Origin of the sequence: Shewanella maritima (genome assembly GCF_043643735.1) — a bacterium.
GTDB classification, from domain to species: Bacteria; Pseudomonadota; Gammaproteobacteria; order Enterobacterales; family Shewanellaceae; genus Shewanella; species Shewanella maritima_A.
The window spans coordinates 100,097-124,881 of the sequence record NZ_JBHZSM010000002.1; the positions used below are offsets into that span (position 1 = coordinate 100,097).

Genomic DNA, 24,785 nt, shown 5'->3' on the forward strand with positions numbered 1-24,785 from the left:
CATTATGCTTTGCGCAAAATAACGTAATTTATAAATACCATATTCAGTAATAACAATGCGGCTCCACCATTGTGAGATACAGCAATCCCTAACGGTAAGTGCATCACAATATTACTGATCCCCAGTCCAATTTGAACGGTTAGAAGCAATAGCAAGACATAAGCACTATTGCGCATGATAGAAGAGTGTGACTTGACTAACTTTATCGCCAACATGAGTAATACAATCGCCGTGACTATGCCCCAGATGCGGTGGCTAACGTGGATAGTCATGCGTGCAGGGTAATCGAGTACACCAAACTCAAAGCTTGGGTGATCACCTTGAAAAGGCGAGAATGCCTTAGCAAATTGCAGGTTACCTAGCCAATCGCCCTCACAGATAGGCAAGGTTGTACATGATAAGGCCGCATAGTTTGATGATGTCCAGCCTCCCAGCATAATTTGCACGACGAGCACTAATAATCCCGCCATAGCCAGCGGGGCAAATTGTCTTGCGTAGCTATCGCCGCCAGGAATACGAATCTTTTTGTTGCGTAAATAGAGCAATAGCATTAGAGAGAAAAGCGAAAAACCGCCAATTAAATGAGACATCACCACAATGGGCATGAGCTTCATTGTCACAGTCCACATGCCTAATGCAGCTTGAAAGATGATTAACGCAGAAATAAACATTGGCAGCTTTTTTGGTGCCTCTTTATTGCGTAAGCACATGATTAAAATGGCCAATACCATTAACCCAAGCGCACCGGCAATATAGCGATGGATCATTTCAAGCCAAGCTTTATCTTGCTCTAACTTTCTCTCAGGAAATTGATTTTGAGCTTGTGAAATTTCATCTGAATCACTAGGCACGATAATTTGACCGTAGCACCCCGGCCAATCTGGGCAGCCTAGGCCTGCATCTGATAAACGCGTATAGGCGCCCATCAATATCACCATTAGGGTGAACACTAAGGTGAGTTTAATTAACGTGTTAATATTCATTAGCCCACCCTAGACAATTTCAGCATTTTGCGAAGATCAGCAATCATTGATTTACCTAATGCAATGTTCTGCTGCTGACCTTGCACAGCAGGATAATCCATTACAAGCGAGCCTAACGGGTCAATAATGATCATATTTTGCTGAGTGAGTAATTGGGCAAACTCAGGTGATGCCTTAACCGTGGCGAAGTCAATATTGAGCTCAGATAATGCTCCGGTGTCACTGCTAGCCGTTGTGGCAATCACCGGTGTCACTCTGTCACGCCCTTTGCCAAGTGCGATATAACTTTGGTTGAGAATATACAGTCGCTCTTGGCATTGTTCTGTACACCGCTGAGGCATTAAAAACACGACTTGCCAATGTTGTGGTGAAGGGTTTTCCATATTCAAGCTTTGATAAGACATATTATTATCAAACAGTTGACCTTTATTGGTTGCGCCGCCTTGATACAAGTCAAAGCTCAACACTAATTTAGCGGCCGCGATAGGTAATATAAAAACGGCTAACAATAATAATAGTGACTTACGGCTTCGTTTAACTTGGGAGTTCATACTCTCTCCTCTTTTGCATGTTGTTGAGTGACGATAGGGCGTTGTCTGCGGGTAAACTTGGCAGCAATCCACAGCATTAAGCATAAAAATACGCCAGCCATGGTGAACCATTGCAAGGCATACCCTTGGTGTTTTTGTGCGGAAAGTGGGATAGGTTGCCAAGGGTGTGGCAGCGATATCTCAGGTAAAGCATTAGGTTGTAATACAGTCGGTAAAATCGGGTGTTTTAGTACATGTTCTAACTCACCAATGTTGAGGTTTTGAATACGCATTGGTTGACTTAATTCCGCCATGAGCTGGTGGCTGACGACATTAAGTTGTTTCTGATAAATACGACCTTCAATCGTGATTGGCAGCTGAGAGAGCGGTTGTATTTTCGGTAACTCACGACGGTCTTTACTGGCTGGGGTAAACCCTAGCTCAACCAGTATCCAAGGCTGGCCAACCTCAACACTAAACGCCTGTAATGCTAGGTACCCTACTTGCCCTTGATAGACTTGGTTATCCAGCAGAATGACTGTTTGCGCAACGGGAGTCGCACTGAGTTTCACTTGATAACCAGTGAGACTAGCAAATTCATTATTCAAGTGGGATTGTTCGGTGATGAGTGATTGTAATTGTGCAAAACTCAGCTGACTTCGTTGCTGCCTTTCAGACAGGGTTTGCTGCCATTGATTTTTCTTTTGGGCGCGATCGAGTTGCCATAACCCTAACTTGACCAAAATACTAAATACCGCCACAGTAATGATGATAAAAAACACAATTGACAAGCTATAACGCTTCAAAGGACTGCCAGTGACAACCTCATTCATCGTTAAGTTAGTCTTAGTGCTACTGCTTATATTCATCTTGTTTAACTTAGCTAAAGCCTTGTTTATTCTTGTTAAAGGGGATAGCAGTCAATCGATGAGTCCGTTTTTAGGTAAACGGGTGTTGTTCTCTGCAATTGTGATACTGCTATTATTGCTGGTCATGGGATTAGGCTTAGTTACGCCTAATCCACGACCATATTAGTGACACAAATGATGTGACTAGATTACGTATACGAAAACGAATAGACATAACCACACCACATCAACAAAATGCCAATACCAACTACCTGACTCAAACGCGAATTGCTTTTCAGGGGTAAAGTGACCTTTTAACACTCTGAAAAACAACACGATTAAGAATACAGTTCCTAAGGTAACGTGCATTCCGTGAAACCCAGTCAATAAGAAGAACGTGTTACCGTAGATCCCTGACTCCAGTGTTAGTCCCATCTCATGGTAAGCATGGGTATACTCCATAACTTGCAAATACAAGAAGGCAACACCTAATAAAATCGTAATCGCGAGCCAAATTTTTAGTGGCGTACGCTTAGATTTCTCTAGGCTAGTGTGGGCAAAATGGAGTGTTACTGACGATGTCACCAGTAAGATGGTGTTAATTAACGGTAAGCCAGTCCAAGGCATAGCTTCAGTGGTGGTGCCATCTGGCGTTTTTATTAAAGGCCACATGGCTTCAAAAGTAGGCCATAGTACCTCATGGGTCATCAAGTTATTTGATGAACCTCCTAGCCAAGGCACTGAAAACATGCGGGCATAGAACAGCGCACCAAAAAACGCGCCGAAGAACATGACCTCAGAGAAGATAAACCAACTCATCCCTTGGCGGAATGAGCGATCCATCTGTGCCGAATATAGGCCTGACATCGATTCATCGATCACATTTTTAAACCAGCCAAATATCATGAATATTATGACGGCTATGCCGGCGATGAGAATGTAACCACCTGAGCTATCAGTAGTCGATAATTGTTGAATATAGCTACCTGCACCAAAGGCGATTAAAAATAAGCCTATCGCGCCGGTAATTGGCCAGATGCTCTGAGCTGGCACATAGTAATTTTCATGTTTCGTTGTCATTTTGCTGCTCCTTGCTCAGCCGAGCCACCAACCTTGTCGGTGATGTCGAAGAGGGTATAAGAGAGAGTCAGTGTATTGATGGATTCAGGTAAATCAGGATCCACATAAAAAATGAGAGGAAGTTCAGCAGTGGCTGATGCCGCCAGTGGTTGTTGATTAAAGCAAAAGCATTCCGTTTTATTAAAATATGCCGCGCCTTGCCCAGGTGAAACTGAAGGAATAGCTTGGCCTACGGTATCTTTTGTCGATAAGTTATGCGCTAGAAACTTAGCGTGAGTGAGTTCACCTGGGTGGACTTCGATTCGGTTGACTTGAGGAGTAAACTCCCAAGCCATTCCCGATTGCACATGGGCAATAAACTCAACAGTAATTAGTCGATTCTTATCTACAACCACAGCTTCGTAAGTGCTGGCAGTGCTACTCGTTTTGCCATTAATGCCTAATGCATCGCACAGTACGTCGTAAAGTGGCACCAACGCAAAACCAAAGCCGAACATGCCGACGCAACCTAATACGAGTAAGGTCAGTAATTTACGGTTTGATTTTGGTTGCTGACTCATCTATTTCACCTCTGGTGGTGTAGTAAATGAGTGATAAGGTGCAGGGCTTGGAATTGTCCACTCTAACCCTTCCGCACCTTCCCATGGTTTAGCCGGTGCTTTTTCACCACCGCGAATACATTTGATTACTACAGCTAAGAAAATTAACTGTGATAAACCAAAGGCAAATCCACCAATTGACACGATTTGGTTCACATCAGCGAACTGAATAGCATAGTCTGGGATCCGGCGTGGCATTCCTGCTAAACCAAGGAAGTGCATTGGGAAGAACAACACGTTTACTGAAATCACCGAACACCAGAAGTGCCAGCGCCCTAAGGTTTCGTCATACATATAGCCAGTCCATTTTGGGAGCCAGTAATACGCAGCAGCCATGATGGAGAAAATGGCCCCTGAAACCAGTACATAGTGGAAGTGTGCAACGACAAAATAGGTGTCATGGTATTGGAAATCTGCGGGTGTAATGGCCAACATAAGTCCAGAAAATCCACCAATAGTGAACAGGATAATAAATGCCAGTGAAAACAGCATAGGTGTTTCAAATGTCATTGAACCGCGCCACATAGTGGCTACCCAGTTGAATACTTTTACCCCTGTAGGAACAGCAATCAACATGGTGCAATACATGAAAAACAATTCTGCAAATACTGGCATGCCTGTGGTGAACATGTGGTGTGCCCATACAAGGAAGGACAGCACCGCAATACTCGCCGTTGCATACACCATTGAGGAATAACCAAACAGTCTTTTACGGCTAAAGGCAGGTACAATGGCTGAAATGATACCGAATGACGGTAAAATCATGATGTAAACTTCAGGGTGTCCAAAGAACCAAAAGATGTGTTGAAACATCACTGGATCGCCACCGCCAGCAGCATCAAAAAAGCTAGTACCAAAGTATTTGTCGGTTAAAACCATGGTTACCACGCCTGCTAGTACCGGCATTACCGCAATGAGCAAGAATGCAGTAATTAACCAAGTCCATACAAATAAAGGCAGCTTCATCCAAGTCATGCCAGGTGCGCGCATGTTAACAATAGTCACAATCACGTTAATAGCACCCATGATGGAGCTTATCCCCATAATGTGCACTGAGAATACAAATAGTGCGGTTGTGTCAGGACTGTAAGTGGTTGAAAGTGGTGCGTAGAATGTCCAACCAAAGTTGGGCCCCCCACCTTCCATAAAAAGTGACCCAATTAACATTGAAAAGGCAAAAGGTAGGATCCAAAAGCTCCAGTTATTCATCCTTGGCAATGCCATGTCTGGTGCACCAATCATCATAGGGATCAGCCAGTTTGCTAGCCCCGTAAAGGCCGGCATTACTGCACCAAATACCATGATGAGACCATGTACAGTGGTCATTTGATTAAAGAAATTAGGCTCGACTAATTGCAAGCCCGGTTGAAATAGCTCTGCGCGGATAACCATTGCCATGGCGCCGCCAGTTAAAAACATAATGAAACTAAACCATAAATATAATGAACCAATATCTTTATGGTTTGTGGATAATAGCCAACGCATGATCCCTTTAGGCGCACCATGATGCTCATCATGGTGATCATGCTCGACAGTTTGTTCGTGTGTTGCTGTGCTCATGTTTCCACTCTCCTACTGTCCGTGACTATCAACATCTAAGGCTTGAACTGTATCGCCAGAGTCATTACCCCAAGCATTTCGCTCGTATGTAATAACTGCAGCCATTTGCCTAGGTGACAATACGGCAGCAAAGCCTTGCATCGCTGTGCCAGGTTTACCGTTTTTAACCATATCGATATGGCCAGCAATTTCACCCGTGATAATTGGACTCTTAATAAGAGAAGGGAAAGCGCCTGGCAGGCCAGCACCATTAGCTTGGTGACATGCCATACAACTGGTCATATACACTTGTTCACCTTCTGCCATCAGTTGCTCGTGCGTCGCTTCAGATAAATCAACTTCAGCAGTTGCCACTTCAGGGACTTGTTCAGCTATCTGCTTCACTTCATCAGCGATGTCTGTTGCCACTTGCTCAGCCGTTTCGGCTGCAGCTGAAGCACCCTCACCAGCTGAGAGATTATTGACATCAATTGCTTGAACGGTATCGCCAGAGTCATTACCCCATGCATTTCGCTCGTATGTCACCACTGCTGCGATATCTTTAGCAGATAACTGTTTTGAAAATGACTGCATAGCTGTACCTGGCATACCATTAACTACAATATCAATATGATCATTGATATCGCCTTTAATTAATGGGCTACCAATAAGGGATGGGAAAACACCGGGTAAGCCTGCACCATTTGGTTGGTGACATGCTGCACAGGTTGACATATAGACTTGTTCGCCACGTGTCATTAGCTCTTCCATGCTTAGCGTTTCAGAAAGTGAAGCTTGTGCAGCAGCTTGCGCATCTTTGGCTGCTTGCTTTTGTGCGAGCAACCATGCGTCATACTCTGCTTCAGGTAGCACTTCCACAACCACGGGCATGAAGCCATGGTCTTTACCACAAAGTTCAGCACACTGACCGCGGTAAGTACCAGGTTTGTCAACTTTCGTCCAAGCTTCATTAATAAACCCTGGGTTAGCATCTTTCTTCACAGCAAAGTCTGGTACCCACCATGAGTGGATAACATCATCTGATGTCATCAAGAATCTAACTTTACGATTAGTCGGAATCACTAACGGCTTATCAACTTCCAGTAGATAAGTTTCTGTTTTGGTGCCGTCACCGGTAATTTGATCCATTGGCGTTGAAAGAACGCTAAAGAATTCAACTCCTTCATTGAAATAGCTGTAATGCCACTTCCACTGAGAGCCTGTGACCTTAATTGTCAGGTCAGCATTCGATGGATCTTCCATTGCAATCAATGTTTTGGTTGCAGGGATAGCCATGCCAATAAGGATTATGAATGGCACCACAGTCCATGCTATTTCCACTTTCGTACTTTCGTGAAAACTAGCTGGTTTGACGCCTCTAGATTTGCGGTGGTAAATCATGGAGTAAATCATGATTCCAAAAACCACCAGACCAATAGCACAGCAAATATATAAAATGATCATGTGTAAGTCATACACACGGCCACTAATATCTGTTACACCCTTTGTCATGTTGAGGGGCATTGCGCTTGCCCCGAAAGGAGGTACAACAAGTACCGCCAGTAAACAATACAACCATTGCTTCACAAGACTTCTCCTCTGCCAATTGCGAATAGCAACTACAAAGAAGAGTCACACAGTAAGTCTCTGCTCTATGCAAACTCTTCGGTTCCCAAAAAAAAGCTTGATGACTTCAAAGTATCGAGAGCGGTTGGTAAATGATTAATATTTACTGCACGACAACTTATTTAAAAAACCGCGATGGATACCTACGACTGAACTTATCAATAAAATTCACACTGTATGCCAATATATTTTGGCTAAGTGCTTTTATTTCGAGGGCTAAATGTTTCACCCTTGTTAACAACACTACTTGGTGTTCAAACATTGATCAAGATCACTTTTGTGGTTAATTTCTTGAAAAAAGATAAGAAAAAGCCCTGCAACTGTGGCAGGGCTTGGTATTTATTTAAATTTACACTAATGAAAAGAAGTGAAATTTGTTGCTGGTGAAACCATATTTGAAACAGCAAAACTGGTGGGATTGGTCGAGGTCTCTGCTTGTGCCTGAATCACAAGACCGAGTGCACGAGCACTTTTGGCCACGAGTTGTAAACGACGATTATCTCGTTGATCTAAGTCGTTTATCCAAGTGACAACTGCACTAGAAGTACCATTAGTAAGGGCTTTTTCAGTGGCCCATAAGGTTTCTACTTCATCTTTACTGTGCACTAGCAATACTTTATCCATTTGAACCCCAGCATTGGCCAGCATTTGTTTATAATGAATATGAGGTGGGTTGATTAAAACAATCCAACGTCCTTGCTTACTCAGCGTGGCTAATTGCGGTGCTAGTGCAGATAGTTCATCTTGTCCATGAGAAGTTGAGCGAACAGTATTGATGCTCGTTGGCGCAGCAACCTCTGCAGAATTGAAGTGTTCATCACGCCATAAGCCCGGGTGTTTTGGGGCAGTCCCTAGTAATTTGTTCATTGCCAATCTCCATTTCTGATCACACCTACAGCTAAGCCTTCAATTGATAAACTCTCACATGTGAGGTCGACTTTAATGGGTGAATACTCTTCATTCTCAGCGTGAAGCAAGACTGTATTGCCTGTTTTTTCAAAACGCTTAACAGTGACTTCATCTTCAACACGGGCTACGACAACTTGTCCATTTCGCGCTTGTTGCATCTTATGCACGGCAAGCAAGTCACCCTCTAATATGCCTATATCTTTCATACTGTCGCCACGAACACGCAGTAAAAAATCAGCAGCAGGTTTAAACATGCTTGGGTCGACTTGATAATGTTGTTCAACATGTTCCTGAGCGAGGATTGGTTCACCAGCGGCAACTTGACCAATCAATGGCAAGCCTAAATCTGGTTGAGTTTCTTCTTGCGGTAAGCGAATACCGCGAGAAGTACCAGGCATGATCTCAATACACCCTTTACGCGCCAGTGCTTTTAAGTGCTCTTCAGCGGCATTAGCACTTTTAAAGCCTAAACGTTTGGCAATCTCAGCACGTGTCGGCGGCATGCCTGTTTCAGCAATATTGCTTTTGATTAATTCTAAAATCTCAGCTTGGCGTGGTGTTAATGGTCTCATGTTGAATCCTGTTTTTTTATACAGTGACTGTTATTATATACAGTGTTTTGGGTTGCGCAAGTATTAACCATTGATAATCTGTATATTTTATGTTTTTTCAGCAAAATGTTCTTGATGCGGATATGCATTAAAGCCTTGCTGTATATGAGTTAAAGGCAGGTTTGGGACTTATCAATATTAGTTCGATTATTTGTTAGATTTTCTATTTTTGAGGCTTAATAAATAACTACTGTATAACCCATACAGTGGTTTTCTTCTTTCATTGTCAGTTACTACTGCAATAAGTCAGTAAAAGTGTGAACGTTACATGTATTCTGGATAAGCAAGCCAAACGGTGATTATGTGGTTTCATTTAACTAATAGTGTATGCCGACCATATTCTGGTATCCTATGCGGCACTATAAATGACAACTAATTTTGAATTCGCCTTATGTCAACGTCAGATTCGTCAAAACCAGATTCAATCTTGCTAAGAGCTTTTCGTTGGATACAACAGTGGATGGTACACACAGTAGTCGTGCCACATAATCCTATCGATGACTTGAACTTAGACCCTAACAAGCCTGTCATCTATGTGATGAAGACAGAGTCCATTAGCGATACCGCTGCGCTAAGTGAAATCACTAGTGACTATGGCTTGCCTAGTCCTTATGAGTCCCTAGAGCTCTCAGGCGTTAAAGTACCGAGAGTCGTTTGCCTTGAAGGTAGAAAGCCCTTATTTGGTGAGCGCTTGAGTGGCGATAAATACTTAGATTATTTTACAAATATCCTCACTGTACACCGTCAGCAAGATGGCTTAGATGTGCAACTTGTGCCTGTTAGCCTTTATTGGGGACGTGTCCCAGGTAAAGAAGAAGACACTATGAAGGCGGCAGTCTTAGAGCGTCAAAATCCAACGTGGTTGCGAAAATGGTTGATGATTTTGTTTTTAGGTCGTCACAACTTTGTACAGTTTTCAAATGCCGTTTCGTTGAGATATATGGCGGATCAACACGGCTCAGATAAAAAAATTGCACAGAAATTAGCGCGTGTCGCCCGAGTGCACTTTAATCGCCAACGCAAAGTGATGACAGGGCCTCAGTTACCTAATCGTCAAACCCTTATTGCTTCTCTTCTAAAATCTGAGTCCATTCAAAAGGCCATCGACGAAGAAGCTGCAAACAAGAATATTAGCCGTGACAAAGCCAAAGAAAAAGCAGTTGAATATATCGATGAAGTCGCTGCAGATTATTCTGATAGCTTAGTAAGAATCGCTGAGCGCTTCTTAACTTGGTTGTGGAACAAACTATACAGCGGCATCAAAATTCGTGGTGCAGAGCAAATTAGACAATTACATCATGATGGTCATGAAATCGTATATGTGCCTTGCCATCGCAGCCATATGGATTACTTGTTACTTTCGTACATCCTGTATTATCAAGGTATGGTACCGCCGCATATCGCTGCAGGGATTAACCTTAATTTCTGGCCTGCTGGTCCACTTTTCCGCCGTGGCGGTGCGTTCTTCATTCGCCGTAGCTTTAATGGAAACAAATTGTATACCGCCGTTTTCCGTGAGTACTTAGATCAACTCTTTGCTAAAGGCTACTCAGTAGAATATTTCACTGAAGGAGGTCGCTCACGTACTGGTCGACTACTGCCACCTAAAACAGGCATGTTAGCCATGACAGTGAACAGTGTGCTTAGAGGCATTAATCGCCCCGTCACCTTAGTCCCTGTTTATTTGGGCTATGACCATGTAATGGAAGTCGCCACATACCATAAAGAATTGCGTGGTAAGGAAAAGAAAAAAGAGTCTGTTTGGCAGGTCTTTGGTGCAATTAGAAAGTTAGGTAACTTCGGTCAAGGTTATGTCAATTTTGGTGAGCCAATTAATCTGCAACACTTTCTAACTGAACAATCTGCAGATTGGCGTGAAGAGTTGAGCCAAGATCCTGAGCAAAAGCCAACTTGGTTAACGCCTGCTGTGAATAAACTTGCCACGACAGTGATGACCAATATTAACGGTGCTGCAGCGGTGTCATCTGTGACATTAGGTAGTTTGGTACTCCTTGCATCTGAGCAAAATGCACTTGAACGTACTCAGCTTGAGAAGCAATTAGATTTATATTTGAAACTACTTAACGCAGTACCTTATACCGACTTTACTTCGGTCGTTGAAGGCACGGGTGCTTCTATCGTTGATCAATGTTTGTCATTGAACAAAATGGTGTCAAACAAGGATGCGATTGGCGAAATTATTTCCATTGATGAAAAAGTGGCGATAACCATGAGCTACTATCGCAACAACATTATTCATTTAATGGTATTGCCGTCATTAATCGCAAGCTGTTTAGTCCGTATTAAAGGCTGTGAACGTCAACAAATTCACGATATTGTTCACGACTTATACCCACTTATGAAAGCTGAACTGTTTATGGGTATTGAAGATCTTCCTGCTTACATCGATAACATTTTGTCGTTAATGCAGTCAGAAGGTTTAATAGATGGAACGGATGTTCTAACGGTTAATGAGGCATATGTCACACAGTTAATGTTACTCGCAGAAACTGTTAGCGAAACTATGCAGCGGTACGCCATCATCTTTAACCTGCTTGCGATTAAGCCTGAAATCGAACGTTCTGAGCTTGAACGTGATAGTCATTTACTGGCGCAAAGGTTGGGTAAATTGCATGGTATTACAGCACCAGAGTTTTACGATAAAAAACTGTACAACACCTTAAGTGTGAAGTTAAAAGATCTCAATTACCTGTGTGCCAGTGAACAGAAGCAGCAAGATGTAATCAGAATTAGAGAGCATGTGAATCGTTTACAGCGCTCATCAGTGAGAACAACAATAGTAGACAGCGTGGCTGCGGAGCACGGTTAAACACCATGGCAAACCATATGGATGGAGCGAAGCATCGCTCACAAACTAAATCATTATTAGGTGGCGCAATGATCATTGCTGGCACCACAGTTGGAGCAGGGATGTTTTCTCTGCCAGTTGTGGGGGCTGGAATGTGGTTTGGCTACTCTGTAGCAATGTTAGCCGCGGTTTGGTTTTGTATGTTGGTTTCAGGTTTGTTTCTGTTAGAGGCGAACTTACACTTTAAACCGGGTGCGAGCTTCGACACGATCACCAAAGATACCTTAGGCCAGTTTTGGCGAGTCGTGAATGGTGTCTCGATTGCTTTTGTACTGTATATCTTAACTTATGCGTACATAAGTGGCGGTAGCTCGATTGTAAATCACAGCTTAGCGAATTTAGGTATTAGCTTACCTCAAAGCGTCGCGGGGTTAGTGTTTGCAGTTGTATTATCAACGGTGGTACTGATCAGTACCAAGGCTGTAGATAGAATCACTACCATCATGCTCGGTGGCATGGTGATTACTTTTTTCCTCGCGATTGGCAACCTCTTAATTGAAATTGATGTTTCGACATTAACTGAGCCAGATGGCATGCCGAGCTACTTGCCGTTTATGCTGGCTGCAATTCCATTTGGTTTAACCAGTTTTGGTTATCAGGGCAACGTGCCTAGTTTGGTGAAGTACTATGGTAAAGACGCTAAAACCATCACCAAAGCGATATTTGTCGGTACCTCGGTTGCGCTAGTTATCTACGTCTGTTGGTTAGTGGCGACCATGGGTAATATCCCTCGTAGCATGTTTACCGATATTATCGCTCAAGGCGGAAATATGGGCGTATTAGTGAGTGCATTGTCTGACGTAATTGAGAGTAAATGGCTAAACAATATGTTGACCCTATTTGCTAACTTGGCTGTTGCGTCATCTTTTTTGGGGGTGACACTTGGGTTATTTGATTATCTAGCCGATTTATTCGGTTTTGATGACTCGCGTCAAGGGCGCTTAAAAACCGCATTAGTGACCTTTGTTCCACCGACAGTGCTAGGGCTATTATTTCCTAATGGCTTTTTAATGGCGATTGGCTTTGCGGCTTTAGCGGCAACCATTTGGGCTGTGATTGTACCTGGATTGCTAGCTTATAAAGTGAGAGCAAAATACCCCAACTCAGATGGCTACAAAGTGCCAGGTGGTAATGGTCTGATATTTATTGTGATTGGTTTCGGTGTATTAACCGCGGCATGTCACCTGCTGGCGATGGCAGAGATATTACCTATCTATCGTTAAGCTATAATTTCAACGTCATCAAAAAGCCTTCATCTGAAGGCTTTTTTTGTTTTTACTAGATGGATTTTTTGCTTTTTAATTCATGAGTAGCTTAACTTATATTCACATTAGCTAAGCGTGTATTGTTGTGAATAAGAGTGTGCAATAGTTCGCTAGGAGAACACAATGAAAGTTGAAAAGTACAATCAAGGACAGCCTTGCTGGGTAGAGTTAGCAACCCATGACTGGCAAGCTGGCAAAGTCTTTTACCAACAACTATTTGGTTGGGATGCTGTCGATATGGAAACGCCAGATGGCCATTACACTACGCTTCAAATCAATGGTGATGAAGTTGCTGCCATGTATCAAATGTCGGCTGAAATGGCGAAAGATGCACCTAGTCACTGGGGAATTTATTTTGCCGTGGATGATGTTGATATCACGGTGCAGCGGGTTAAAGCTGCAGGCGGACAATTGGTGATAGGGCCTCATGATGTAGGTGATGCCGGGCGAATGGCCGCGTTTATGGATCCTGAAGGCGCTAATTTTGCGGTGTGGCAAGCGGGTCAACACAGCGGGATTAAACAGAAATTGATTGCCAATACACTTTGTTGGGTGGAACTTGCTTGCCGTGATACGCAGTCGTTAGCTGAATTTTATGGCAAGGCACTCGGATTAACCACTAAAGTGACACCCATGCAAGATTTTGAGTATATAGAGTGGCATGCTGATGGTCAGCCTATCGGTGGTATGTTAGCGATGGATGAGCAGTGGGGGGATATCCCAACCCATTGGATGAGCTACTTTGATGTGGATGATTGTGATCAAATGTCGAAGCAAGTTGAGCACTTAGGAGGAAAAATATGTGTGCCTCCGACGGATATTCCAGAAGTAGGGCGTTTTGCCGTGGTGAATGATCCGCAAGGTGCGGTGTTTTCTTTAATTACGCTTTTAAAAAGAGCTTAGTTTAGCGCTAACCTTTCAGCATTTCATTGGCGAACCGAGCAATGTGATATCAAACATGGTGACTAAAACCAAGCCTATGTGTTTAACGGTAAAGTAGTTTAATTTTGTGGTGTCAATTGCTGGCATATTTGAGCAACCATGATGTCAACTGGTTGCTCAGCATCGATGATAAGTGTATTTGGTTCATCATGTGGCGCTTCTAGCGTAGCTAGCTGGCTTTCAATCATTTTTGCTTTCATAAAGTGCCCTTGACGTTGGGTTAATCTGGCAAGCAAAACCTCTTTAGAGGCATGTAGATATATCACTGTCACATTAGCGTTGTTTACTCTAATCGCATCTCGATATTGCTTTTTTAAGGCTGAGCAGGCGATAACACCGCGCTCTTGTTTGCTATGTAAGCTATAAACCGCATCATTGATTCGAGTTAGCCAAGGAGCACGATCATCATCATTGAGTGGTTGGCCACTGGCCATTTTGTCGATATTGGCCCTTGGATGTAAATCATCGCCATCAATAAACTTTGCCTGTAGTTGCTTGGCCAGTTGCCAAGCGAAAGTTGATTTACCACTAGCACTAACTCCCATGACAATAATGCTGCTTGTGTCATTAGGGCTCGCTGGGGCTATTGATGTTGTTGATTGCATGCTTAGTCCATCGCCAATTCTTTCAGTTTTCTGGTTAGTGTATTTCGTCCCCAGCCTAAACGCTTAGCCGCTTCCTGTTTGTGGCCTTGGGTATGCTTTAATGCAGTTTCAAGCAAGATACGCTCAAATTCCGGTTGGATTTCAGTCAGTAAATCGCTTTCACCTGCAGTTAGTTTCTCATCAACCAACGCACCTAACGCACTTTGCCAATCTTTCAACTCTGGTTGACCCGTTTGTGATGCACTAGGAGCCTGAGTTAATTCTGGTGGTAAATCTTGCGGTAAGATTTCTTGCCCAGAAGCCATCACAGTTAACCAGCGGCAGGTATTTTCTAGTTGCCTTACATTACCAGGCCAAGTTAATTGTGACAGTTTCTTCGCGGTTTCTTTTGTCAGCGTCTTCGGTTCAACCCCTATTTCTTGGGCGGCAGAGTTGAGGAAGTGACTAGCTAATTGAGGGATATCTTCACGGCGTTGTGAAAGGGGGGGTAAATGCACCCGAATTACATTCAAACGGTGAAATAAGTCTTCACGAAAGTCGCCTTGCTTTACTAAGGTTTCGAGGTTTTGATGAGTCGCTGCAATAATTCGCACATCAACTTGCACAGCCTGATGACCACCGACACGATAAAATTGTCCGTCAGCCAATACGCGCAGTAAACGTGTTTGTACATCTAGTGGCATATCACCAATTTCATCAAGAAATAATGTGCCTCCATTAGCTTGTTCAAAACGACCTTGTCGAACGTTCGCAGCGCCCGTAAAAGCGCCTTTTTCGTGACCAAATAACTCTGACTCGATCAAATCCTTTGGAATTGCTGCCATATTTAAGGCGATAAAAGATTTATCTTTGCGTGGGCTGTGCTTATGTAACGCGCCAGCGACTAACTCTTTACCTGTACCGGACTGCCCATTAATCAACACGCTGATAGATGAACGCGATAAGCGACCAATGGCACGGAATACTTCCTGCATTGCCGGTGCTTCACCGATAATTTCAGGCGCTTTTACAACAGTTTCATCCGGTTCAATTGATGGTGTTTGTTCTGTTGCATGGGTAATTGCACGTTCAACTAATGCAATGGCTTCATCAATATCAAAGGGCTTTGGAAGGTATTCAAAAGCGCCGGCTTGATAGGCGCTGACGGCACTGTCTAAATCAGAATGTGCAGTCATGATGATGACTGGAATATGTGGATAATGCAGCTGAAGTCTATCAAGCAGCGTCAGGCCATCAGTTCCTGGCATGCGGATATCAGACACGATCACTTGCGGCTGTGATGATTCTAGGGCTTGCCATAACGACTCTGCTGCGGCGAAGCTGGCCGTGGTTAGCTTGGCACCTTTGAGCGCTTTTTCTAACACCCAACGTATTGAGCTATCGTCATCGAGGATCCAAACTTGTTCACTCGTATTCATTACTTCTCCTCATTAGCGCAATGCTGCTTTATGCCTGTAGGGGCAAGGTGATGCTAAATTCTGTATGTCCTGGGGCTGATGTACAGTCGATGCGACCGCCATGTAATCGAGCAATATTATGTGCAATGGATAAACCGAGGCCCGAGCCGTCCTCTCTGCCGGTGACCATTGGGTAAAACAATGTATCCATTAGTTCTGGTGCGATGCCTGGGCCGTTATCAATAATCGACAGCACCAATACCAGTTTGTACCTTTGTGTCCCTAAAGTGACCTGATGCTGAGTGCGAGTGCGGATTTTGATGGTGCCACCACAACCCTCCAACGCCTGAATCGCATTTTGGACTACGTTCAATACCGCTTGCTGCAATTGGTCTGGATCCATCTGGGTATTCGGAATTGACGGATCGTAATCTCTAATTAATTGAATTTGTTCGGGCAATGCCATTTCCAATAACGACACCACTTTCTGGATCACTTCATGAATATTATGCTCGGAATGCTCTGTTGGACGCTGTGGTCCCAGTAGCCGGTCAACTAAATTCCTTAGCCTGTCAGCTTGCTCAATAATCAGTTGGGTAAATTCTTTTTGGTCTTCAGAAGTCAATTCTCTTGCAAGTAACTGGGCTGCGCCACGTAATCCACCCAGTGGATTTTTGATTTCATGGGCTAGGTTACGTACTAGAAATTGTGCAGCCTGTTGTTGTGCATCCATGTTGAGCTGTTGGTGAATACGCATTTGCTGATCGACTTGCCTCAGCTCTAATAGGCTTAACTGCTGCTCATTCTCTAACGGCACGACGGTAATATCGATGGTGTGGTGTTGCCCATCAAGCGTTAATAAAGGTGCGGTATTAACTGTTAAACCTTGGCAGGCAATAACAGCATCACTGAGCTTTTTGTTGTCAACGCCCATCATTTGGTAAAGCTCTGGGAGCGGCATTTCTAACAGCTTATGGTGGCTAACGCCCAGTAACTGTTCTGCAGCGGCATTGGCATAACAAGGCTTGAGTTGCTTGTCGATAACCAATACCGCAGTGACTAAATGATTGAGTAAAGTATGAGTGTCCATTTGCCGTCCAATATCAGGTCGCAACCAAAATGCACCACAATGGTGCACTATTATGGTGCATCAAGCAACCTTCAACATCGAACGCCAAAGTCAGATTATATAATTTTTGTAATACTTTAAGTTATTGTTTTTAAGTTTATTTATTGTATTTTGGATGTCAAATTATATAACGTTTATAGCGTTGCTCGATGAAGGAAAACCTTTCTTGGAGAACTAGATGCAAGGACTTTGCCGTTTTGGGTCACTGCTTTCACCACAATGGTATGTTCACCTCTATCAATGTTGATTAACTCAAATCTGCTAGATATTTGCGGTTGGATTAGCAGCTCACCATCCAGATATAAGCTTAAAAATACACCTTTGGGCAATTTAGGCGTGATACTTGAGACTACGGTAATATTGCCGCTGTTTTGGCGAATGGTGGATTCTTCGGTAGGAGACAAGATTGAGATTTTCACATCGGGAAGTGCATCAGTTATTTGAGTAGAATCTGAGGAAGATGTTCTCGGTTGCGGAATATCTAAAGACACCTGATTTTGGGTATTTTCATTTGGTGTCACGACTTCAGCATTTTCGACCGGTTCATCTGAGTAATGTACTTTGCCATTTTCATCAACCCAGCGATAAACCGTAGCAGCGCTACTTACGCTAATAAGTAACAGTACTAAAAGTAATAAAATGCGCATGATGATTCCTTTTATCTATCTGGTCGCTATCTAAATATTAGACTTTTACACTATAAAAATCAGCAAAATTAGTCAGGGATAACTATATATAAAAAATTCAATCGGTAAGCGTGTCATGAAAATGGGGATAAAGCGGCTGTTCTAGCAGGTTAAAAGCTAAAATAAATGGTATTAACTTTATCGATTGTAATTAGCAATGTAATACTAAAACTCGTTACCAATAGCCCTATCATTTATGGTCGAGCACTTTGTGGTGAAGAAAGCAGAAGCTATTATTAAACGCATATAAGGCTTTAAATAGCAGGCACAAAAAAGCCCGCTAAAGCGGGCTTAATTTGTGCTGTTAATCGCGAAAATTACTTAGATTCACGACTTGCACGTTTACGATCACTTTCTGTCAGTAACTTCTTACGAACACGAATGTTCTCTGGTGTAACTTCTACTAACTCATCATCATCAATAAACTCTAGTGCTTGTTCTAGTGTCATTTGAATGTGTGGTGTTAGCACTTGTGCTTCATCAGTACCCGATGCACGCATGTTAGTTAACTGCTTACCTTTAAGACAGTTCACTGTTAAATCGTTTGCACGAGCATGAATACCAATTACTTGGCCTTCATATACTTCTGCAGCGTGACCAATCATTAGGCGACCACGATCTTGCAAGCCGAACAGTGCGAATGTTAACGCTTTACCGGTTGCATTAGAGATAAGTACACCGTTTTGGCGTTGACCAATATCGCCACCTTTAACAGGACCATAGTGATCAAACGAGTGGTAAATTAAGCCAGTACCTGAAGTCGCTGTCATAAACTCAGTTTGGAAGCCAATAAGACCACGACTTGGAATAATAAAGTCAATACGAACGCGACCTTTACCATCTAGTTGTAAGTCTTTCATGTCACCTTTACGCATGCCTAATTTCTCAATGACAGCACCTTGGTGGTCTTCCTCAACGTCAACAGTTAAGGTTTCGTATGGCTCGCACATTTCACCGTCAACTTCTTTGGTGATAACTTCTGGGCGAGATACTGCTAGCTCGTAGCCTTCACGACGCATGTTTTCAATTAAGATTGAAAGGTGAAGCTCACCACGGCCCGAAACACGGAAACGGTCAGGAGATTCAGTTTCTTCAACACGTAATGCCACGTTGTGAACTAATTCTTGCTCTAGACGCTCAAGAATATTACGTGAAGTAACGTACTTACCTTCTTTACCAGCAAACGGAGAAGTGTTTACTTGGAAAGTCATGGTTAATGTTGGCTCATCAACAGATAAAGCAGGTAGTGCTTCAACTTGGTTTACGCCACACACTGTGTCAGAAATTTGTAGATTACCTAAACCTGTAATCGCAACGATATCACCAGCGTTAGCATCAGTTACTTCGTGACGGTCAAGACCCATGTAACCTAATACTTGGCCAACTTTGCCGTTACGCGTCTTACCATCAGCACCGATAACAGTCACTTGTTGGTTAACTTTTACGCTACCACGCTTGATGCGGCCAATACCGATAACACCAACATAAGAGTTGTAGTCTAGTTGAGAAATTTGCATCTGGAATTCACCTTCAGCATCAGCATCTGGTGAAGATACTTTCTCAACAATCGCTTGGAAAAGCGGTGTCATGTCTTCACTTGTTTCGTCTGGATCTAATGTCGCAAAACCATTTAGTGCAGAAGCGTAAACGATAGGGAAGTCTAATTGCTCGTCAGTTGCACCTAAGTTGTCGAATAGGTCGAATACTTGGTCAATAACCCAGTCAGGGCGAGCACCAGGACGGTCAATCTTGTTAATTACAACGATTGGTTTTAGACCCTGAGCAAATGCTTTTTTGGTAACAAAGCGAGTTTGTGGCATTGGGCCATCAACCGCATCAACCAATAGCAATACTGAGTCAACCATAGAAAGAACACGTTCTACCTCACCACCAAAGTCGGCGTGACCAGGGGTGTCAACGATGTTAATACGGTAGTCGTTCCATTTGATGGCAGTGTTTTTAGCAAGAATGGTAATACCACGCTCTTTTTCAAGATCGTTAGAGTCCATTACACGTTCTTCGGCTTCGCCTCGACTTTCAAGGGTACCTGACTGAGCCAAAAGCTTGTCTACCAAGGTTGTTTTACCATGGTCAACGTGAGCAATAATGGCGATGTTACGTAAATTTTCTAACACGGATAAAACCTCTATACCATCAAATAAAAATTGGAGTTTAACGCAGCTAATAAGTATAGCCGTCATAAAAAAGCGTGCCATTCTACTCTACCGAGGCTCCAGTAGATAGGATTATTTTTGAACACTTAGCTTTTTTATGGCGAATACAGCGCGATTTAGCTGTGGTGATGCTTAACAATTATAGACTGACGAATAAAAGTGACAGTTTCATGAACTGGATCAAGCTTGCTTCATTTTGGTACGCACCGAATTGGACTAGCGCACCTTTAGGGTGCATAGTGTTGCACTATATCTGTGCATTAATCGGTTTTTATTGATGAGCTAGGAATTAAAATTATTTATAATCATGCATTTAGTTTTTTGGCACGATTTTGGCTTTAAACTGTAAAAATTCGCATTGCAGATATTTTGTCGACGAATAACCAGATTATTTTAAGGGATAACCCTACACCCTACCGGAGGTTTTAGAATGTCATCAGTTGCAGAAATACTAAAGCAAATTGAAGAGCTAGAAGTAAAGTTTGTTGATTTACGTTTTACCGATACAAAAGGTAAAGAGCAGCATGTTTCGATTCCATCTCATCAAGTAGACGAAGATTTCTTCGAAGACGGTAAAATGTTTGATGGTTCTTCAATCAATGGTTGGAAGGGCATTAACGAATCAGACATGGTATTGATGCCAGATCCTTCTTCATTTTTATTAGATCCTTTCACTGAAGAAGTAACAGGCCTTATCCGTTGTGACATTCTAGAGCCAAGCACAATGACTGGTTACGAACGTGACCCACGTTCAATCGCTAAGAAAGCAGAAGAATACCTAAAATCAACTGGTATCGCAGATACAGTATTAATTGGTCCTGAGCCAGAGTTCTTCTTATTTGACGACGTTAAGTTTGGTACTGACATGTCAGGTACTTTCGTGAAAGTTGATGCGAAAGAAGCGGCATGGAACTCAGGTACTAGCTATGAAGATGGCAACACGGGTCACCGTCCATTCGTTAAAGGTGGTTACTTCCCAGTTGCACCTGTTGATTCTTCACAAGACATTCGTAGTGCCATGTGTTTGATCCTTGAAGACATGGGTCAAGTAGTTGAAGCGCATCACCATGAAGTAGCAACTGCCGGCCAAAACGAAATTGCGACACGTTTCAACACGCTTTCAAATAAAGCAGATGAAATCCAAATCATGAAGTATGTTGTGCATAACACAGCTCACGCTTATGGCAAAACGGCGACATTCATGCCTAAGCCAATCGTAGGTGATAACGGTAGCGGTATGCACGTTCACCAATCATTAGCGAAAGACGGTGTTAACTTATTTTCTGGTGATAAGTACGCAGGCCTAAGTGAAACAGCACTTTATTACATTGGTGGTATCATCAAGCACGCTCGTGCATTGAATGCATTCACTAACCCAAGCACGAACTCATACAAGCGTCTAGTACCTCACTTTGAAGCGCCTGTTATGCTTGCATACTCTGCACGTAACCGTAGTGCTTCAATCCGTATCCCAGTGGTACCAAGCCCTAAAGCGCGTCGTATTGAAACACGTTTCCCAGATCCAACTGCTAACCCATACTTAGCTTTCTCTGCACTGCTAATGGCTGGTCTTGACGGTATCCAAAACAAGATCCACCCTGGTGATGCAATGGACAAAGATTTATACGACTTACCAGCAGAAGAAGCAGCTGAGATCCCACAAGTTGCAACCTCATTAGAGAATGCACTTGAGAACCTAGCAGCGGATCACGAGTTCTTAACTAAAGGTGGCGTATTCAGCAAAGACTTCATCGAGTCATACATCGAGCTTAAGTCTGCTGAGTGTGAGCAAGTATCTCGCACTACTCACCCAATGGAGTTCGAGCTTTACTACAGCCTATAACTTCTATATGAGTTAAGCTGTAATATTCTTGATAGCTTTAAAAACCCTGATTGGCCTTAGCGAATCAGGGTTTTATTTTGTTTATAATTTGTGATGTTTGTTAACTTATTTGCTTGAATGGAAAACGGTCACATGTGACAATGTTGTTACATTTTAACTTGGTCGTTATTTAGGCCATAAATCAGTTATTAACCCCATGACCTTATCCTTTCGTCATCTGCTATTTTTGATGATGCTACTTATCTCGTTAATCCCAATTACTACAATTTCAATTTGGTCTGCAAACTCAGCACTAGAGAATGAACATCGCATGGTGCATGACAAGCATTTGTTATTGGCAAAGAACCTGACACGGGCATTGAATCGGTATGCTGTGGATGCGCTAGCTATTTTTACCGCTGCAACCAACATTGAATCACAGCAAGTGATGAATGAGCAAATGGCTCAGTTACTGGCATCCATTGATGTTGAGTCGATTGCTAAGTATTCAGATAACGGGGAGTTAATACACGTAAGCTTTGGTGGAGAGTATTCTGTTCCTCACTCTCTCATTAATAGCCAGATGCCTTTTGAACTCAGTTTACTTAATGAAGCGCGTTTTACCCCAGTGCATAAAACGGGGCTTGAACGCCCGACTGTGTATATGATCCGCCAAGACGGGCAAGGTTACATCTGGCTAGCCACAATGCAAACAACCTACATTGAGCATTTACAATCAGCGGTAGAGTTTGGTGAAAAAGGCCATGCTGCCATTGTTGATAGCCAAGGAAATGTACTGGCGCACCCCAATAAGCAATGGCAACAACAAGCTAAAAACATCAGTAAAATTAGTATTGTTCAACAGATGATGTCAGGCGAATCTGGCGTGAGTGAGTTCTATTCGCCTGCAGTTAAGGCGGATATGATCGCTGGCTTTGATGTGGTGCCAGCCACCGGATGGGGTGTGATGATCCCGCAGCCAATTCAGGAATTGGAATCGAGCGCCTTCAATGTAATAAAAGTTACCTTGTTGGTAGGCTTTTTGTCGCTTTTAGTGTGCTGCATTGTGAGTTGGTGGATAACTAGGTTAATTACTCGGCCAATTGATGTGTTGACAGATAAAACTCGGCATCTGATAACTGAGCAACAAATGCCATTAGTCACGCCACATAAATTTCATACTATTGAGTTTGCAAAGCTGTTTGATAGTTTCAGGCAAATGGCGCTGGATATCAGGGCTGGTCGTGAAGAGCTAGAAGCTCGGGTAGCTGATCGCACTGCTGATTTAGCGCAAGCGCAAGCCAAAGCCGTACATTTAGCTAATCATGATGCCGTAACAGGCCTAGCCAATCGAATGTCTATTCGGCGGCAAATTGATCAGCAACTGGCAAAGCAGCACCCTTTTTGTTTGTTGTTTATTGACCTTGATGGCTTCAAAGCAGTTAATGATAAATATGGACATGCCATTGGTGATTCATTACTCGTGGCGGTTGCTAAGCGTTTGAATCGACATTTATTTATTGATGACGTGTTAGCTCGCTATGGTGGGGATGAGTTTTTAGTACTTATGCCAGGTACGGCTAATATTAGTGATGCTCAGCAAGCTGCTGAGAAGTTGCTATCGATACTTGAACAGCCGTTCGAGATGGATGGTTACATTGTCATCATAGGAGCATGTATCGGTATTACCGTAAGTCATACCGAGATAAAAAGCAGCGATGAGTTAATTCATCATGCTGACCAAGCTATGTATCAAGCTAAGCATAATGGTAAAAATCAAGTATATGTAGCCTTACAGGAAGAGCAATGGAGTATTTAACGTGAGTTAACTATCACCAGCAAAAACGCACTCAAGCTTGGCAAACAGCAAAGGCTCTACACTGATTGAGCTGGTTGTGGTCATTATCATTCTTGGTATATTAGCTGTCGTTGCTTTGCCTAAGTTTATCAACTTATCAAGTGATGCATATCAAAGTACTATGCGTGGAGTGGCTGGTGCAGTCAGTAGTGCAAAAAATATGGTTCATTCAGGCTGCTTAGTGTCGAGTGATTGCGATGAAACTGCCCCCGCAGCTGCAGGTAACGGTTTAGGCAATAGTATTGAAGTACAGGGGGAAGATATTATCCTCGCGTTCGGTTACCCAAGACATACTGCAACTGGCATTGCTCGTGCTATTAATATTGAGGATGTTGCTGATGGCGGTGAGTTTAGGTTAACCAGCTACACCTTAGCTGGCAGAGCAGGCATTCGTATTCGACCAGATGCTGATTTTGCGGCTAATGAATGTGAAATTAGGTATTCTCAGCCTCAGTTTGCAGGTGACACACCGTTAATTGCCATTGAAGTTGATGATTGCTGATTGCTGATGGCTAAGGTTTTTTACCAGTGGTTACAGTGATTAAAAAGGGGATGATGCCATCCCCTTTATATTGTTAGCGAGATATGTGAATGTCAGAACCGTTTGATTCACTTTGTGCTAATTGTTTAACCTTACTTTCCGTCCATTGATTCAATAAATTTATTTGACTCAGCAATCGACTTATTCATTTCGCTAATCAAACTTGAAATATCAGTTTGTAAACTGGCAAATTCACCTTTAATAGCGCCGATGGCTTGTGCATTTAAATTATGCTTTAGATAAAGCATATTATCTTTCATGGCGGTCAAAATTGGCGGCATTTTCGATTCTGCACGACGCATACTTTTAACGAGCGAATTGTATGAGCGCTTAGTTGAGTTAAGTTTATTGGTGCTACTTTGGCGTAAACTCGCTTTGCTGATTTCTTGGATCTCAGTTTCCCACTCATCAAATAAAGCCTCTGCAACAGACTCGACTTTATCAATACGGTTAGATACATCATCAGCAGCAGCTTGAGCTGACTCAAACTCATCTTTAGCCTTGTTATAAGCAGCTTCTAAATCGCCACCATCAAATGCTAGTAGAGCCTGCATTTCTTCAAGTGCTGAGCTAAATTGTTCTTGCGCTTCTTGTTGCGACTCTTTGGCGTCTTCAACACGGTCAACCATAATGTCACGCTTGTGGTAACCGACTTTCTCCATGGCACCGTAATAAGCACTTTGGCAACCCGTCAGCATCAGGCTGGTAGATAAAAAAATCAATGACATCCATTTTTTCATGTTGTTATTCTCTATTCTTTGGCTATTGGCTA

General features: G+C 42.9%; 22 protein-coding genes. 7 read left to right on the forward strand and 15 right to left on the reverse strand.

Features of this window, described 5'->3' with window-relative positions; all coding sequences use genetic code 11:
* Positions 1–2 precede the first annotated feature (2 nt).
* The 3 genes from ACHUGF_RS02610 to ACHUGF_RS02620 are packed head-to-tail and all read right to left on the reverse strand — an operon-like array spanning position 3 to position 2,346.
* Positions 3–983 carry a COX15/CtaA family protein gene (locus ACHUGF_RS02610; protein WP_394129224.1) on the reverse strand — a complete coding sequence of 327 codons (981 nt, stop codon included), beginning with the start codon at positions 981–983 and terminating at the stop codon, positions 3–5.
* On the reverse strand, positions 983–1,534 hold the full coding sequence (locus ACHUGF_RS02615) for a hypothetical protein (RefSeq protein ID WP_394129225.1): 552 nt from the start codon (positions 1,532–1,534) through the stop codon (positions 983–985). The genes ACHUGF_RS02610 and ACHUGF_RS02615 overlap by 1 nt, the downstream gene beginning before the upstream one ends.
* The gene (locus ACHUGF_RS02620; protein ID WP_394129226.1) at positions 1,531–2,346 is read right to left on the reverse strand and encodes an SURF1 family protein; all 816 of its coding nucleotides are present in this window, start codon (positions 2,344–2,346) and stop codon (positions 1,531–1,533) included. Before ACHUGF_RS02620 ends, ACHUGF_RS02615 begins: the two co-directional genes overlap by 4 nt.
* Between ACHUGF_RS02620 and ACHUGF_RS02625 the strand changes: the two genes are divergently transcribed.
* The gene (locus tag ACHUGF_RS02625) at positions 2,330–2,548 is read left to right on the forward strand and encodes a DUF2909 family protein (protein WP_394129227.1); all 219 of its coding nucleotides are present in this window, start codon (positions 2,330–2,332) and stop codon (positions 2,546–2,548) included. The genes ACHUGF_RS02620 and ACHUGF_RS02625 overlap by 17 nt on opposite strands.
* 17 nt (positions 2,549–2,565) lie before the next feature.
* Here ACHUGF_RS02625 and ACHUGF_RS02630 read toward each other — a convergent pair whose 3' ends face one another.
* The 6 genes from ACHUGF_RS02630 to lexA form a co-directional block, all read right to left on the reverse strand.
* Positions 2,566–3,441, reverse strand: coding sequence for a cytochrome c oxidase subunit 3 (locus tag ACHUGF_RS02630; RefSeq protein ID WP_394129228.1), 876 nt, complete (start codon positions 3,439–3,441; stop codon positions 2,566–2,568).
* Positions 3,438–4,001 (reverse strand): cytochrome c oxidase assembly protein, encoded by a 564-nt coding sequence (locus tag ACHUGF_RS02635; RefSeq protein WP_394129229.1) that lies wholly within the window; start codon positions 3,999–4,001, stop codon positions 3,438–3,440. The genes ACHUGF_RS02630 and ACHUGF_RS02635 overlap by 4 nt, the downstream gene beginning before the upstream one ends.
* On the reverse strand, positions 4,002–5,600 hold the full coding sequence (ctaD, locus tag ACHUGF_RS02640) for a cytochrome c oxidase subunit I (protein WP_394129230.1): 1,599 nt from the start codon (positions 5,598–5,600) through the stop codon (positions 4,002–4,004). It abuts the gene before it with no gap.
* A 12-nt stretch (positions 5,601–5,612) separates the two neighbouring features.
* The gene (gene coxB / locus ACHUGF_RS02645) at positions 5,613–7,166 is read right to left on the reverse strand and encodes a cytochrome c oxidase subunit II (protein ID WP_394129231.1); all 1,554 of its coding nucleotides are present in this window, start codon (positions 7,164–7,166) and stop codon (positions 5,613–5,615) included.
* 393 nt (positions 7,167–7,559) lie between these two features.
* Positions 7,560–8,072: a cell division inhibitor SulA gene (locus ACHUGF_RS02650; RefSeq protein WP_394129232.1), complete on the reverse strand. Its 513-nt coding sequence runs from the start codon at positions 8,070–8,072 to the stop codon at positions 7,560–7,562.
* Positions 8,069–8,686, reverse strand: a complete 618-nt coding sequence (lexA, locus tag ACHUGF_RS02655; protein ID WP_394129233.1) for a transcriptional repressor LexA — start codon at positions 8,684–8,686, stop codon at positions 8,069–8,071. Before lexA ends, ACHUGF_RS02650 begins: the two co-directional genes overlap by 4 nt.
* Positions 8,687–9,116: 430 nt before the next feature.
* Here lexA and plsB point away from each other — a divergent pair, with 430 nt between their 5' ends.
* From plsB to ACHUGF_RS02670, 3 genes are all read left to right on the forward strand, one after another.
* The gene (plsB, locus tag ACHUGF_RS02660; RefSeq protein WP_394129234.1) at positions 9,117–11,555 is read left to right on the forward strand and encodes a glycerol-3-phosphate 1-O-acyltransferase PlsB; all 2,439 of its coding nucleotides are present in this window, start codon (positions 9,117–9,119) and stop codon (positions 11,553–11,555) included.
* 5 nt (positions 11,556–11,560) lie between these two features.
* A complete protein-coding gene (mtr, locus tag ACHUGF_RS02665) occupies positions 11,561–12,817 on the forward strand; it encodes a tryptophan permease (protein ID WP_394129235.1) in 1,257 nt (418 codons plus the stop codon).
* A gap of 165 nt (positions 12,818–12,982) precedes the next feature.
* Positions 12,983–13,762, forward strand: coding sequence for a VOC family protein (locus tag ACHUGF_RS02670; RefSeq protein ID WP_394129236.1), 780 nt, complete (start codon positions 12,983–12,985; stop codon positions 13,760–13,762).
* A 98-nt stretch (positions 13,763–13,860) separates the two neighbouring features.
* Here ACHUGF_RS02670 and ACHUGF_RS02675 read toward each other — a convergent pair whose 3' ends face one another.
* The 5 genes from ACHUGF_RS02675 to typA form a co-directional block, all read right to left on the reverse strand.
* Positions 13,861–14,406, reverse strand: coding sequence for a gluconokinase (locus ACHUGF_RS02675; protein ID WP_394129237.1), 546 nt, complete (start codon positions 14,404–14,406; stop codon positions 13,861–13,863).
* 2 nt (positions 14,407–14,408) lie between these two features.
* The gene (gene glnG, locus ACHUGF_RS02680; RefSeq protein ID WP_394129238.1) at positions 14,409–15,824 is read right to left on the reverse strand and encodes a nitrogen regulation protein NR(I); all 1,416 of its coding nucleotides are present in this window, start codon (positions 15,822–15,824) and stop codon (positions 14,409–14,411) included.
* Between the two features lie 28 nt (positions 15,825–15,852).
* Positions 15,853–16,893: a nitrogen regulation protein NR(II) gene (gene glnL / locus ACHUGF_RS02685; protein WP_394129239.1), complete on the reverse strand. Its 1,041-nt coding sequence runs from the start codon at positions 16,891–16,893 to the stop codon at positions 15,853–15,855.
* A gap of 173 nt (positions 16,894–17,066) precedes the next feature.
* Positions 17,067–17,579, reverse strand: coding sequence for a DUF4124 domain-containing protein (locus ACHUGF_RS02690; protein ID WP_394129240.1), 513 nt, complete (start codon positions 17,577–17,579; stop codon positions 17,067–17,069).
* Between the two features lie 356 nt (positions 17,580–17,935).
* A complete protein-coding gene (gene typA, locus ACHUGF_RS02695; RefSeq protein ID WP_394129241.1) occupies positions 17,936–19,753 on the reverse strand; it encodes a translational GTPase TypA in 1,818 nt (605 codons plus the stop codon).
* A 469-nt stretch (positions 19,754–20,222) separates the two neighbouring features.
* Here typA and glnA point away from each other — a divergent pair, with 469 nt between their 5' ends.
* The 3 genes from glnA (at position 20,223) to ACHUGF_RS02710 (ending at position 23,974) form a co-directional block, all read left to right on the forward strand.
* Positions 20,223–21,635 carry a glutamate--ammonia ligase gene (gene glnA / locus ACHUGF_RS02700; protein WP_394129242.1) on the forward strand — a complete coding sequence of 471 codons (1,413 nt, stop codon included), beginning with the start codon at positions 20,223–20,225 and terminating at the stop codon, positions 21,633–21,635.
* Positions 21,636–21,831: 196 nt separating this feature from the next.
* Positions 21,832–23,433, forward strand: a complete 1,602-nt coding sequence (locus ACHUGF_RS02705; RefSeq protein ID WP_394129243.1) for a sensor domain-containing diguanylate cyclase — start codon at positions 21,832–21,834, stop codon at positions 23,431–23,433.
* Positions 23,434–23,470: 37 nt separating this feature from the next.
* On the forward strand, positions 23,471–23,974 hold the full coding sequence (locus ACHUGF_RS02710; protein WP_394129244.1) for a type II secretion system protein: 504 nt from the start codon (positions 23,471–23,473) through the stop codon (positions 23,972–23,974).
* Between the two features lie 131 nt (positions 23,975–24,105).
* Here ACHUGF_RS02710 and ACHUGF_RS02715 read toward each other — a convergent pair whose 3' ends face one another.
* Positions 24,106–24,753: a DUF2959 domain-containing protein gene (locus ACHUGF_RS02715; protein WP_394129245.1), complete on the reverse strand. Its 648-nt coding sequence runs from the start codon at positions 24,751–24,753 to the stop codon at positions 24,106–24,108.
* Positions 24,754–24,785: the final 32 nt, after the last annotated feature.

Excerpts from the sequence above, each read along its gene's own strand:
- ACHUGF_RS02675 (WP_394129237.1), bottom strand. The coding sequence starts at position 14,406 with ATGCAATCAACAACATCAATAGCCCCAGCGAGCCCTAATGACACAAGC.
- ACHUGF_RS02670 (WP_394129236.1), top strand. The coding sequence starts at position 12,983 with ATGAAAGTTGAAAAGTACAATCAAGGACAGCCTTGCTGGGTAGAGTTA.
- ACHUGF_RS02630 (WP_394129228.1), bottom strand. The coding sequence starts at position 3,441 with ATGACAACGAAACATGAAAATTACTATGTGCCAGCTCAGAGCATCTGG.
- ACHUGF_RS02705 (WP_394129243.1), top strand. The coding sequence starts at position 21,832 with ATGACCTTATCCTTTCGTCATCTGCTATTTTTGATGATGCTACTTATC.
- plsB (WP_394129234.1), top strand. The coding sequence starts at position 9,117 with ATGTCAACGTCAGATTCGTCAAAACCAGATTCAATCTTGCTAAGAGCT.
- ctaD (WP_394129230.1), bottom strand. The coding sequence starts at position 5,600 with ATGAGCACAGCAACACACGAACAAACTGTCGAGCATGATCACCATGAT.
- ACHUGF_RS02650 (WP_394129232.1), bottom strand. The coding sequence starts at position 8,072 with ATGAACAAATTACTAGGGACTGCCCCAAAACACCCGGGCTTATGGCGT.
- ACHUGF_RS02615 (WP_394129225.1), bottom strand. The coding sequence starts at position 1,534 with ATGAACTCCCAAGTTAAACGAAGCCGTAAGTCACTATTATTATTGTTA.
- ACHUGF_RS02715 (WP_394129245.1), bottom strand. The coding sequence starts at position 24,753 with ATGAAAAAATGGATGTCATTGATTTTTTTATCTACCAGCCTGATGCTG.
- ACHUGF_RS02610 (WP_394129224.1), bottom strand. The coding sequence starts at position 983 with ATGAATATTAACACGTTAATTAAACTCACCTTAGTGTTCACCCTAATG.
- ACHUGF_RS02620 (WP_394129226.1), bottom strand. The coding sequence starts at position 2,346 with ATGAATGAGGTTGTCACTGGCAGTCCTTTGAAGCGTTATAGCTTGTCA.
- ACHUGF_RS02635 (WP_394129229.1), bottom strand. The coding sequence starts at position 4,001 with ATGAGTCAGCAACCAAAATCAAACCGTAAATTACTGACCTTACTCGTA.
- lexA (WP_394129233.1), bottom strand. The coding sequence starts at position 8,686 with ATGAGACCATTAACACCACGCCAAGCTGAGATTTTAGAATTAATCAAA.
- glnL (WP_394129239.1), bottom strand. The coding sequence starts at position 16,893 with ATGGACACTCATACTTTACTCAATCATTTAGTCACTGCGGTATTGGTT.
- ACHUGF_RS02690 (WP_394129240.1), bottom strand. The coding sequence starts at position 17,579 with ATGCGCATTTTATTACTTTTAGTACTGTTACTTATTAGCGTAAGTAGC.
- glnG (WP_394129238.1), bottom strand. The coding sequence starts at position 15,824 with ATGAATACGAGTGAACAAGTTTGGATCCTCGATGACGATAGCTCAATA.
- mtr (WP_394129235.1), top strand. The coding sequence starts at position 11,561 with ATGGCAAACCATATGGATGGAGCGAAGCATCGCTCACAAACTAAATCA.
- glnA (WP_394129242.1), top strand. The coding sequence starts at position 20,223 with ATGTCATCAGTTGCAGAAATACTAAAGCAAATTGAAGAGCTAGAAGTA.